Below are 11,428 nucleotides of genomic sequence, written 5' to 3'. Positions count from 1 at the left end.
GCCTTCGCGCCCTTGCCGCTTGGGGGGGCCCCCGGGGGGGTCCGGGGGGGGGGGGGGGGGGGGGCCCGGGCGGGGGGGGGGGGGGGGCCCGCCCCCCCCCCCCCCCACGGCCGCCGCAAGGACTTCCTGTACAGTTGTCCAGGAAAGGGGGGCCGCAGGCTGCCACTCCCCGACCCTTCCGAGAAGTGGAGGCGGCCATGCACACGGTCGCTCAGATCCTCATCGGCCTCGTGGCCGCGCTGCACACGTACTTCCTGGTGCTGGAGATGTTCCTGTGGCAGCGCCCCCCGGGCCGCGCCCTGTCCGGCTTCGACGCGGAGACCGCCCGCCTCACCGCCCCCCTCGCGGCCAACCAGGGGCTGTACAACGGGTTCCTGGCCGCGGGCCTGGTCTGGGCGCTGGTCGTCGACTCGCTCGCCACCCAGGTCTTCTTCCTCGTCTGCGTGATCGTCGCCGGTGTCTTCGGGGCGGCCACCGCCAATCAGCGCATCCTGTTCGCCCAGGCCCTGCCCGGCGCGCTCGCCCTCGGCGCCGCGCTGCTCGCCGCGTGAACCCTCGGGACCCGCGCCCCGGCGCGCGCGCCGAGGATCCCCGTACGGCCCGCACGAAGGCCAGGCTGCGGGAGGCCCTGCTCGCCGAATGCGCGGGCCGTCCGCTCGCCGAGATCGGCGTCTCCGCGGTGGTCCGCCGGGCCGGCGTCGGACGCGCCACGTTCTACCTGCACTACGAGGACCTCACCGGGCTCGGGGTGGACGCGTGCGCCGACGTGGTGCACGCCGGCGTCGACGCCCTGCACACCTGGCGGACCGGCCCCCGCGCGCGCCCCCCGGTCCGGCCGCCGGCCGCACTGGCCGAGTTCCTGGCCGGCGCGGCCGCGCGGGCCGCGCTGTACCGCACCCTGCTGCTGCCGGGCGGCGGCGGCCCCCTCGGCGACCGGCTGCACCGGGAGCTGCGCGAGCGCGCCCGCGCCGAGCGCGCGGCCGACGGCGCCCCCGAGGCGGAACTCGTCGCCTCGGCGGTGGCCGCCACCTTCACCGGGGTCCTGGCGGACTGGCTGCACGGCGGCATCCCGGCGGACCCGGCCGGCCTGGCGGACCGCCTGTGGACGCTGCTGCTGGCGCTGCACCGCACCTGAAACGCGCCAGAGCCCCGCCGGACGGACCGGCGGGGCTCATCTCACGGGCGGGCCCGTGGAGCGGCACTACGAGAGGGGAACCACCCGCTCAGCCTGGGGACCCTTGGGGCCCTGGGTGACGTCGTACTCGACCTTCGCGTTCTCCTCCAGCGACTTGAAGCCGGTGGACTCGATGGCGGAGAAGTGCACGAACACGTCCGGGCCGCCGTCGTCCTGCTGGATGAAGCCGAACCCCTTCTCGGAGTTGAACCACTTCACGATGCCTGTTGCCATCTTGCTGATCCTTCACGACGTTCCACTGCGGGCCGCACACGCGGCCGTCTTCGATCCTGCCTGACGGCCAGGCGCACCACACGCTCAACGCGGCCAACCGTGGCGCGACGCGGATTCGGACATCCGGCCGCCCCGTCCGCGCATCGGGGGAAGCCCACCGCGGGAGCGCCCACGGCAGTTCGGGACGGGCGAACCGGGGGCGGTGCGGACCGGGGCGAGGCCGAAGGCGGTGCGGATGGGGACGGGGCCGCTCAGGCCGACGCGGACCCGGGCGACACCGCCGCGCGGGGCCCGGAGGCCACCGGCGACGAGCCCGCCCCAACCACAGCGGCTCCCGCGCGGGCCCGGCGCGGGCCGGCGATCCGGCAGCCCAGGCACTCGGCATGCCCCGCGCGTGCCGCGGTGTCCCGGATCCGCCAGTCGCGGCGGACGGCGGGGCGCGGTCCGCTCTGCTTGCCCCATCCGGCGAGGTGCAGCAGCCAGGTGGCGACGCCCGCCGCGGCCACGACCGCGAGGCCGATCCAGATGCCGGGGATCCAGGCCGCGCAGAGCGCGACGCCCGATCCGGTGAAGCCCAACAGGGCCAGTGTGGTGCCGGTCCATCCGGCCACGGTGTGGCCGAGGTCGACGTCGCCGTGCGCGCTCATGATTCTCCCTGGTCGTACGGGCGGCACTAGGCTCGCAGCGGGACGCTTGCTTCACGACGTAAGCATCTCACGAGCTAAGTAACTTAGATGCTAAGGAGTATCCGGGTGCAGGGCAAGTCCCGCCCTCCGGCCACCGCCGGGGAGGCGCTTTCGCGCATGGACCACTACGTCGCCCTGGGCATCGTCGGCCAGCAGGAGATGGCGCAGCTCCTCGGGCTGAACGTCACGGACCTGACCTGCCTCGGCCACATCCTGGGCGCCGGGGACGAGCCCCTCGCCGCAGGGGACCTCGCCGACCTGGTGAACCTCACCACGGGAGCCGTGACGGGGGTCCTCAACCGCCTGGAGCGGGCCGGATACGCGCACCGCCGGCCCGACCCGGCCGACCGGCGCCGGGTCCGCGTGGTGGCCGACCCACAGGCCGCGGTCCGGGTCTTCGCGGTGTACCAGCCCTTCTACGACCGGCTCGGCGCCCTGTTCGCCGACTACACGCCGGACGAGGTCGCGGTGATCGCCGACTGGTTCGGGCGGGCGGCCGGCGAGGCCCGCGCCCACCTGGCTCAGGTACGGGCCGGGGAGCTGCCGGCGCCCCCTCCCGGGGCCGGTTCCCCGCCCGGCCCCCCGGCCGTGGGGAAATCGGGCGCCGGGGACGGCTAGGCCCCGCTGGTACCATGGGCGGTTGACCATCTTTTGTTCTCGCTGTGCTTCTTCGAAAGGTTCTGCATGAAGAACCCGTCAGTTCATGGGCGCTTCGGTGTGAAGGCGGGTGCGAAGGGCGGCGGCAAGTCCGCCGCCAAGCCCACGCGCACCCTCGGACCGCAGGGCGAGTTCTCCATGCCCCGGTCGACGACGCCGGCGCTCCCGCCGGTGGCGTCGTTCTCCGAGCTCGACCTGCCCCTTGAGCTGGTGAAGAAGCTGGCCGACCTGGCGGTGAAGGACCCCTTCCCCATCCAGGCCGCCACCCTGCCGAACGCCCTGGCCGGCCGCGACGTCCTGGGCCGCGCCCAGACCGGCTCCGGCAAGACGCTGGCCTTCGGCCTGGCCCTGCTGGCGCGCACCGCCGGCCGGCAGGCGGACCCCAAGCGCCCGCTCGCCCTGGTCCTCGTACCGACGCGCGAGCTGGCGCAGCAGGTGACCGAGGCACTGACCCCGTACGCCGACGCCCTGTCGCTGCGCATGGTCACCGTCGTCGGCGGCCTGTCCATCGGCCGGCAGGTCAGTGCGCTGCGCACCGGTGCGGAGATCGTGGTGGCCACCCCCGGACGTCTCAGCGACCTGGTGGGCCGGCGGGACGTGCACCTGGAGCGCGTGAAGATCGCCGTGCTCGACGAGGCCGACCAGATGTGCGACATGGGCTTCATGCCGCAGGTCACGGAGATCCTGGACCAGGTGCACCACGCGGGGCAGCGGATGCTGTTCTCCGCGACGCTCGACCGCAACGTGGACCAGCTGGTCCGGACGTACCTGAAGGATCCCGTAGCCCACTCCGTCGACCCGCAGGCGGGCGCGGTGACCACGATGGACCACCACGTGCTGCACATCCACGCGGCCGACAAGATCTCGGCGGCGACCGAGATCGCGGCGCGCGAGGGCCGGGTGCTGATGTTCCTCGACACCAAGCACGGGGTCGACCAGTTCGTGAAGCACCTGCGCGCCATGGGCGTACGGGCCGAGGGCCTGCACAGCGGCAAGTCGCAGCCGCAGCGCACGCGGACGCTGGCGCAGTTCAAGACCGGCGCCGTCAACGTCCTGGTCGCCACCAACGTGGCCGCGCGCGGCATCCACATCGACGACCTCGACCTCGTGGTCAACGTGGACCCGCCCGCCGACCACAAGGACTACCTGCACCGCGGCGGCCGTACGGCGCGGGCCGGCGAGTCCGGGCGGGTCGTCACGCTCGTCACGCCGAACCAGCGCCGGGACATGGTCCGGCTGATGGCCGACGCCCGCATCCGGCCGGAGATCACCCAGGTGCGTTCCGGCGAGGCGGCGCTCAGCCGGATCACCGGGGCCAAGGCACCCTCCGGGGTGCCGCTCGCCGGCTCCGCGCCCACCGACGCCAAGGGCAAGCCCTCGGGCTCCGAGCTGGGCTTCCGCGGCATCGGCCAGCGCCCGGGGCGGCCGGGCCGGGGCAAGGAGTCGCGCAAGACGGCGGAGGCCCGGCTGACAGCGGAGGCGCGCGCCGCGGCCCGCGTCCGCAAGGCAAACTGACGCGCCTCCGCGGGACCCCGGTCCTCACCTGCGGGCCCCCTCTCCGGAGGGGGCCCGTCACGTTTCCCCGGCCCCTCGGTACCCTCCCCCGGCGCCCGGCGTTGCGCGCGCCCAGGCCCGACTCGTGGGCGGCGAAGGCGAGTTGCGCCCGGTCACGGGCACCGGGATGGGCCGCCGGTCCGGCGCGCGGGCGCGGTCAGGCCGGGGGGTGTCTGCGCAGGCGTTCGGCGGCGGCGTTGCGGACGCGGCGGGTGCGGGCGTCCGCGGCGAGCAGGGTGAGCGCCTCGACCGAGGCCACCGACCGGACGGCGGTGCGCTGGCACCAGTCGGAGGCCGCGGTGAGCTCCGCCGCCGACCAGGGCCCGCCCCCGTCGACGGCCCGCAGCAGGGTCCACTCGCGCAGCCGCCGCTCGGCGAAGGCGCGGCCCGTGAGCGCGGCGCCCAGGGCCCCGGACCAGACGGGGAACGCCTCGTCGGCCAGCAGACGTTCCGCCCGGCGGTCGAGGTGCGTGACCACGGCGCTCTCGGCCATCACCGGGTCGGGGTCGCGGAGTACGGCGGACACCACCTCGACCTCGGCGGCCGTGTCCGGTGCGGCGGCCAGAGCCTCCAAGTGCCGTGCGTAGCGCCAGTGTTCGGCGGGGGCGCCGTCGTCCGGATCGCTCATCGCGCGGCGCCTTCCCCGACGTGGCCGGCCCACGAGCCGTCCGCACGGGGCCGCCGGCCGATCCGAACGGTACGGCCGTGGAGCGCGGCGGCCCGGTGGACCGTGCCGGCCGCACGGTCCTTGGCCCGTTCGGCGTCCACGACGTCCGGATCGGGCCGCCCGCACCCGACCCCGGCGACGGATCGTGCCCGGCCGTCCCGCGTGGGCAGGACCAGCACCGACGTCGGCGTGCCGTTGGCCGATGGCCGCTGTTTCTTCCCTCTCGCCATGCCTCCATTCCACACGACCGCCGCGAACGGCCGGTGGCCAGGGTGCCGTCGGGGCCGCGCCGGGACGTCGGCCGGGTGCGCTGCCGGCCTCAGGCGGCGCGGGGCAGCATCAGTGATTCCGCGCCGACCGGGCGGAATCCGGCCGCTTGGAAGGCGCGGATGCTGCGCGCGTTGCCGGTGGCCTGCTGAGACCAGACCGGTCGACCGTCAGGCACCAAGTGGCGTGCCGCACGGGCCAGTTCCCGGCCCAGTCCGCGGTGGCGGACGTCCTCGTCCACCTCGATCGCCGCCTCCCAGCGGCCCGCGACGCCCCGGCCGAGGACGAGCACGCCGCCGTCCGCTGCCCAGACCCGTACGTCGTCGCGGCGGCGCAGGGCCCGCCGTACGCGGGGGTGGTCCGGGTCGCCGAGCTCCCGGAGTGCCGGCGACGGGTCGCCGGGAAGCGGATCGGCCACGGTGAGCAGGTCGATCGTGTCGGTGCCGCGGCCGGTGCGCTCCAGCAGTGCCGCCAGGAACCTCGCGTTCATGGTGGCGGCCAGCGGGTCGCAGTCGAGGGAGGCGAGGGTGGCGCGCACCCACTCCGGGTCCTCGTCGGTGAACACCACGGAGTGCGCGGTGAAGGCGATGACCCCCGCGTCGCGCCGGTTCGGCTGGGGCACCACCGTGGTGCCGCCGTCGGGCGGCGGGAAACGCCCCCCGGCCGCCGCGTCGAGGATGTCCGCCAGCGTCGTGGCCATCACGCCCGTCGGGCGGCGGACCGGAGGGCCCAGGTCCGCCCGACGTCGCGTGCGGCCGCGGTGATGACGACGCGGTGGTGCTCGAGTGCCATGACTGCGCTCCAGGTTCGTGGTCGCTCCACATGATCTCAGGGGCGGACCAGGGCCGTTCAGGTGGGTGGAGCCGGGGCGGGCGCACCGGAGCTCGTCGGCGACGGCCGTCGGCCCCGCGGGCGCCGCGGCTCAGTTGCCCGAGTCGGCGCCGGGCCGGCGGGGCTCGTGCGCCTCGTGCCCGCCCGCCCCCTGGCCGGCGTCGTGTCCCGGCTCGGGCAGCGGAGCCCCGGTCTCCAGCAGGGTTTTGAGGCTGGAGGCGAGCAGCGGCCAGGCCCGCCCGCACATGCCGATCAGGGTCCCGCCCGGCCGGAAGCCCTCGTGCAGGATCGTCAGCCGGGCGAGGGTCTCGCCGACGGGCTCGATCTCGTACGTCACCCGCGTACGGCGCTCCTTCGCCAGCTCGGCGCGCAGTTCCTCGCCGATGCCGGCGGCGGCCGCCCACTGCGGGGTGAAGGAATGCCAGGTGTAGGAGAGCCGCCGGTCGGGGACGCAGTCCAGGACCACCTGGGCGGGGTCGCTGGTGCGGGCTCCGCGCTCGATCCAGTCCATCGTCGAACCCACGGCCCAGTCGGTCCGGAAGCTCGTGCCCCAGTACCGGCGGGTCAGGGCGGGTTCGGTGAGGGCCTGCCAGACCCGGGCGGGATCGGCCTGGATGTACAGGGTGTAGGTGATCGCGCTGTCGCTCATGGCCCCATGCTGCGGGACCGCGCGCCGCGGCGGGCGGATTTCCCGGTCATGGCGGGCGACCGGAGCCGCGGGTCCGGTCCCGCGCCGTCACCAGCGGACGGCCTCCCCCGGGAGTTCGGAAGGCGGGATGCGGGCGGGTGCCGGCAGCGACAGCCGGGTGCGCGCCGCGTGGACCGCCGCGAGTTCGCGTTCCCCGGCCGGGCCCCAGTCGCTCAGCTCGCGGACCTGCTCGGGGGTGGCCAGCAGCCGGGCGTACGCCGGGTCCGCGGCCGGGGCCAGGCCGGTGAGGCGGGCGGCGGTGCGGACGTGGGCCCCGTTCCCGGTCAGCCGGTGGCCCAGCGGAGCGGCGCCCGCGGTGGGTCCGGCATCCGGGGGCGGGAGGTGGGCTGCGCCGGTGGCGCGGGCGATCAGGAGCAGGACCCGGCCGTCGGGGGCGAACAGCCAGCCCCTGCGGTCCCGTACGGGGTGCCGCGCGGGTACCGGGCCCGGGTGCCAGGTGCCGTGCTGCGGGGTGCGGCGGGTACGCAGCACCCCGAGCCGGTCGAGGGCCATGGGCGCGGTGGGCCGGCCGTCCTCCAGCAGGGCGGTGCCGCAGCCGGCGATCCGGGCGCGCAGGGCGGACAGGGTGCGGCGGGCGTCCCCGGGGTCCATCAGGGCCGGCAGGTCGGCGGGCTCGGCGAACTGGATGCCGGTGATCTCCTGGGAGGGAAGACGGACGGCGTCGATCCGGTCCGGGGTCCAGGTGCCGCCGTCGTAGACGTACAGGACCTCACCGGGGAACCGCATCGCCGGCGGGAAGCCGGGGGCACCGCGCGGAATCCAGTCCACGGCGAGGCCGCGCGGGTACCGGCCCTCGACGCCCAGTTCCTCGCGCACCTCGCGGGCCGCGGCGGCGGACGGGGACTCGCCGGCGTCGACGGCCCCGCCGGGGAGCAGCCGGTCGGTTCGGTAGTCGACGCTCTGGACGAGGACGCGGCCGTCGGCGTCGGTGACGAGGACCACCGCCCCGGTCCACAGGGCAGCGCGGGAGGCACCGTACGCCTCCGGGGTCATCCAGGTGCCCGACGCCCCGGGCCCGGCCGGGCCCGGTTCCGTCCGGCCCGGTGCCGCCAAACCCGGCGCCGCCAGGCCGGGTACGGCCGTGTCGTCGGTCGGCTGCCGCATCGGAACTCCGTTCACCGTGGGTGGACCCGCCGGTGGTGCAACAGCGGCCGCGGCCCCCGGGTTACGCCGCTCCCGCCCGGGAGGCCCGGCTCCAGGCCTTGCCGGTTCCCCGCCTCCTTATTACCTGGTTATGCAGACCTTGGTAGCTTTCCCGTGCGGACTGGCGGCGTTGAACCCTCCGGTCCGACCACTTCACCGGACACGGAAGAGAACCCCACATGCGACGCCGTTCCCCCGCGGGCCCCGCGCACTCCACGGGCCCCGCGGACGCCACGGGAAGACGGTGGTCCGTGCCGGTGCTCGCCGGTGTGGCCGGTGGCGCCGCCGTGCTCGGTTTCGGCGGCTTGTACGCCGCCGGGCTGCTCCTGACCGGTGAGGACGTGGCCCCGGGGACGAAGGTGCGCGGGGTCGACATAGGCGGCAGGAGCCGGGCCGAGGCCCGCCGAGTGCTGGACCGGGAGCTGGGCCCGTCCGCCGCGGCTCCGGTCCCCCTGCGGATCGGCGACCGATCCGAGCAGGCCGGCCCGGGGACCCTGGGCCTGTCGCTGGACACCGCCGCGACGGCCGAGCGCGCCGCCGGCTCCTCTTCCGACCCGTTCGCCGTGATCGGCCGGCTGTTCGCCTCCGGCGACCGGGACGTGGCGCCGGTGGTCCGCCTGGACGCGCAGGCGGCCCGCGCCGCGCTCGACGGCCTGGGCAAGAAGGCGGCGCAGGAGGTGCGCGAGGGCGCCGTCGCCTTCGAGAAGGGCAAGGCGAAGGCGGTCGCCCCGGTCATCGGTACGGCCCTGGACGTGGACGGCTCCCTGGACGCGCTGCGCGGGGCCTACCCGCGGACCACGGCGGAGCCCGTCGTCCTTCCCGTCCGGCGGACGGAACCGCGCATCGGGAAGCAGGAGGTGGACCGGGCCCTGAAGGAGTTCGCGGAGCCGGCGCTGTCCGCCCCCGTCACCCTGACCGTCGGGGGCAAGCGGATATCCGTCGGTCCCGCGGTCCTCTCCGCGCACCTGGCCCTGAAGGACGACGGGAAGGGCCGGCTGTCCCCCGTCCTCGACGCGGCGGCGCTCCTGGCCGATCCCGTGCTGGCCGGGCCGCTGCGCCAGGCAGTCCCCGGCCCGGCCGAGGCCCGGCTGCGGGTGGACGGCTCGGGCCGGGTCGGCGTCGCCGAGGAGGGCCGGGCCGGCCGCCGGATCTCCGAACAGGCCCTGAGCGGGGCGGTGCTGCCCCTGCTGACCGGGTCCGGGGCGATCGCCCGTACCGGGGAGGTCGCCACCGAGGAGGCCCGGCCCCGGCTGTCCGCGGACACGATCCAGCAACTCGGCATCAAGGAGAAGGTGTCCTCCTTCACCGTCTCGTTCGAGCCGGCCGCGTACCGCACGACCAACATAGGGCGGGCCGCCGAGCTGATCGACGGTTCGCTGGTCCTGCCCGACGAGACGTGGAGCTTCAACCGCAGGGTCGGCGAGCGCACCAGGGAGAACGGCTTCGTCGACGGCCTGATCATCAACAACGGACAGTACGAGAAGGCTGCGGGGGGCGGTGTCTCGGCGGTCGCGACGACCGTCTTCAACGCGATGTTCTTCGCGGGGGTCAAGCCCGTGGAGTACGGCGCCCACTCCTTCTACATCGAGCGCTACCCGGAGGGCCGCGAGGCCACCGTCGCGTGGGGCAGCCTCGACCTGCGCTTCGCCAACGACTCGGGCAAGGCCCTGTACATCCGGGCCGAGGCCACCGAGACCTCCATCACCATCACCTTCCTGGGCACGAAGAAGTACGAGGAGATCCGCGCGGTCCAGGGCCCGCGGACCAACGTCCGCCAGCCCGCCGTCCGCAAGGACGGCAGCCCGAAGTGCGAGCCCCAGTCCCCGCTGGAGGGCTTCGACGTCTCCGTCGAGCGCGTCTTCGTCGTGGGTGGCAAGGAAGCCAAGCGGGAGACGATGAAGACCCGTTACACGCCGCGCGACAGCGTGACGTGCGGCTGACCCGGGGCGCCGGGCCGGGCGCGGGCGCGCGCACCGGGGCCGCCGGCGGCCGGCTGGCCGGGGTGGACGCCGTGCGCGGCCTCGCCGTCCTCGGCATGTTCGCCGTCCACGTCGGGCCGAGCCCGGAACCCGTGGGCGCCCGGTACCTGATGGTCGCGGCGGACGGCCGCGCACCGGCCCTGTTCACCCTCCTCGCGGGCTTCTCCCTGCTCCTCGCCCAGCGCGGCCAGGATCCGGCGGCGGCGCCCGAGGGGTGGGCCCGGCGCTGGCGCCCGCTGCTGATCCGCTGCGCCGTGCTGGCCGCGCTCGGGCTCCTCCTGGCCGCGCTGTGGCCCGGGATCCTGGTCATCCTGGCCTTCTTCGCCGTGTACTTCCTGGCCGCCGAACCCTTCACGCGGCTCTCCACGCCCGTCCTGTCCGCCGTCGCCGGCGTCTCGGTGGTGGCGGGGCCGCTGCTGTCGTTCCTGCTGGGCCCGGTGTTCGGCTACGGCTCGTCCGGCCGGGGTGCGGTCCCCGAGGCCACGCAGCTGACGAGCTGGTCGGGGGCCGGGGGCGTGGTGTGCGAGCTGCTGCTCACCGGCGCGTACCCGCTGGCCACCTACTTCCCGTACGTGCTGGCCGGGATGGCGCTCGCCCGCCTCTGCGACGTGCGGGAGCGCGCCGTGACCCTGCGGATGGCCGCGTGGGGCACGGCCGCGGCCGTCGTCGGCTACGGATCCGCCTGGCTCGCCACCCATGCGTTCGGGACCCGCGAGCGGCTGCTGGGGGCGATCGCCGTTCACCACCCCGAGGCGATGGCCGCCGCCGACCCCGTACAGGAGGTGCTGCGCGGGCAGTTCGGCGCCGTGCCGAGCACGTCGTGGGACTGGCTGCTGGTGGCCGACCCGTACAGCCAGACCCCGCTGGAGACGCTGGGCAACGCGGGAGTGGGCTGCGCCCTGATCGGCCTGTGCGTCTTCGCCGCGCGGCACCGAACCGGAGCCAGGCTGCTGCGGCCGCTGGCCGTGCTCGGGGCGATGGCCCTCAGCGCGTACGTGATCCACGCCCTGGTGCTGGCCGGCCCGGCGTACGGCGTCGCCTCCTGGTTCGCCTGGATCGCCTTCAGCGGAACATCGCTGGCCCTCACCTGGGCCTGGCAACGCGCCTGGGCGCACAGCCCGGTGCGCCGTGGACCAGTGGAACACGCGCTCCGGCTGGTCGCGCGGGGCAGGACCCGGCCGCTCCGAGCCACCGGCGACCCGTGACGATGCGCCCAAGGGGCATCCGGCCGGCTTCAGCCCCTCGGCGGGCGGCCCGGACGGGACCCGCCGGGGCCGTCGGCCCGGGCCCTGCCCGTGAAGAAGGGCGAAGGCCGTAGCCACCAGGAAGACGGTCACGGGGTTCCCCGTCGCTCGATTGCCACCAGCCGGCTCCGGGCACCGCTTGCCTCGCATTCCACGCCTGCGCCACCCCGCTCGACCCTTCCCTTGTGCGGGTCCTTCGCTGCTGAGCGGCTCATCGGATGTTCATCCGGTTGGTTCCAGGGCGCTCCACAGCCCTGGTTCCGCTGCGGCGTCGTCTCGTATG

General features: G+C 75.4%; 13 protein-coding genes. 6 read left to right on the top strand and 7 right to left on the bottom strand.

Annotated elements, in window-relative coordinates; translation table 11 throughout:
* Positions 1–197 precede the first annotated feature (197 nt).
* Positions 198–551, top strand: coding sequence for a DUF1304 domain-containing protein (locus ACFWW8_RS16530; protein WP_386529175.1), 354 nt, complete (start codon positions 198–200; stop codon positions 549–551).
* Positions 548–1,135, top strand: a complete 588-nt coding sequence (locus ACFWW8_RS16525; protein ID WP_386529172.1) for a TetR/AcrR family transcriptional regulator — start codon at positions 548–550, stop codon at positions 1,133–1,135. Before ACFWW8_RS16530 ends, ACFWW8_RS16525 begins: the two co-directional genes overlap by 4 nt.
* A 66-nt stretch (positions 1,136–1,201) precedes the next feature.
* Here the strand turns inward: ACFWW8_RS16525 and ACFWW8_RS16520 are convergent, their stop codons facing one another.
* Together ACFWW8_RS16520 and ACFWW8_RS16515 are read right to left on the bottom strand one after the other, a co-directional pair.
* Complete coding sequence (locus tag ACFWW8_RS16520) at positions 1,202–1,408, bottom strand: cold-shock protein (RefSeq protein ID WP_386529169.1); 207 nt, start codon at positions 1,406–1,408, stop codon at positions 1,202–1,204.
* A 251-nt stretch (positions 1,409–1,659) separates the two neighbouring features.
* Positions 1,660–2,055: an HGxxPAAW family protein gene (locus ACFWW8_RS16515; protein WP_386529166.1), complete on the bottom strand. Its 396-nt coding sequence runs from the start codon at positions 2,053–2,055 to the stop codon at positions 1,660–1,662.
* Positions 2,056–2,160: 105 nt separating this feature from the next.
* Here ACFWW8_RS16515 and ACFWW8_RS16510 point away from each other — a divergent pair, with 105 nt between their 5' ends.
* Positions 2,161–2,712 (top strand): MarR family transcriptional regulator, encoded by a 552-nt coding sequence (locus ACFWW8_RS16510; protein WP_386529163.1) that lies wholly within the window; start codon positions 2,161–2,163, stop codon positions 2,710–2,712.
* A 66-nt stretch (positions 2,713–2,778) separates the two neighbouring features.
* Positions 2,779–4,266, top strand: coding sequence for a DEAD/DEAH box helicase (locus ACFWW8_RS16505; RefSeq protein ID WP_386529161.1), 1,488 nt, complete (start codon positions 2,779–2,781; stop codon positions 4,264–4,266).
* Positions 4,267–4,462: 196 nt separating this feature from the next.
* On the opposite strand, the gene ACFWW8_RS16500 is transcribed toward ACFWW8_RS16505, so the two are convergent.
* The 5 genes from ACFWW8_RS16500 to ACFWW8_RS16480 all read right to left on the bottom strand — a co-directional run bounded on the left by ACFWW8_RS16500 (position 4,463) and on the right by ACFWW8_RS16480 (position 7,883).
* A complete protein-coding gene (locus ACFWW8_RS16500; RefSeq protein WP_386529158.1) occupies positions 4,463–4,933 on the bottom strand; it encodes a hypothetical protein in 471 nt (156 codons plus the stop codon).
* A complete protein-coding gene (locus tag ACFWW8_RS16495; RefSeq protein ID WP_386529155.1) occupies positions 4,930–5,202 on the bottom strand; it encodes a hypothetical protein in 273 nt (90 codons plus the stop codon). The genes ACFWW8_RS16500 and ACFWW8_RS16495 overlap by 4 nt, the downstream gene beginning before the upstream one ends.
* 89 nt (positions 5,203–5,291) lie before the next feature.
* Entirely contained in the window at positions 5,292–5,939 is a 648-nt protein-coding gene (locus ACFWW8_RS16490; RefSeq protein WP_386529152.1) for a GNAT family N-acetyltransferase, read from the bottom strand.
* Positions 5,940–6,161: 222 nt separating this feature from the next.
* Entirely contained in the window at positions 6,162–6,719 is a 558-nt protein-coding gene (locus ACFWW8_RS16485; RefSeq protein WP_386529149.1) for an SRPBCC family protein, read from the bottom strand.
* Positions 6,720–6,806: 87 nt separating this feature from the next.
* Positions 6,807–7,883 carry an NUDIX domain-containing protein gene (locus ACFWW8_RS16480; protein WP_386529146.1) on the bottom strand — a complete coding sequence of 359 codons (1,077 nt, stop codon included), beginning with the start codon at positions 7,881–7,883 and terminating at the stop codon, positions 6,807–6,809.
* A 218-nt stretch (positions 7,884–8,101) separates the two neighbouring features.
* Between ACFWW8_RS16480 and ACFWW8_RS16475 the strand changes: the two genes are divergently transcribed.
* Positions 8,102–9,862 (top strand): VanW family protein, encoded by a 1,761-nt coding sequence (locus ACFWW8_RS16475; protein WP_386529143.1) that lies wholly within the window; start codon positions 8,102–8,104, stop codon positions 9,860–9,862.
* Entirely contained in the window at positions 9,853–11,106 is a 1,254-nt protein-coding gene (locus ACFWW8_RS16470) for a DUF418 domain-containing protein (RefSeq protein WP_386529140.1), read from the top strand. The genes ACFWW8_RS16475 and ACFWW8_RS16470 overlap by 10 nt, the downstream gene beginning before the upstream one ends.
* Positions 11,107–11,428 lie beyond the last annotated feature (322 nt).

Source organism: Streptomyces sp. NPDC058701 (genome assembly GCF_042715295.1).
Taxonomy (GTDB): domain Bacteria; phylum Actinomycetota; class Actinomycetes; order Streptomycetales; family Streptomycetaceae; genus Streptomyces.
This window is presented reverse-complemented; position numbering and strand designations above follow the sequence as displayed.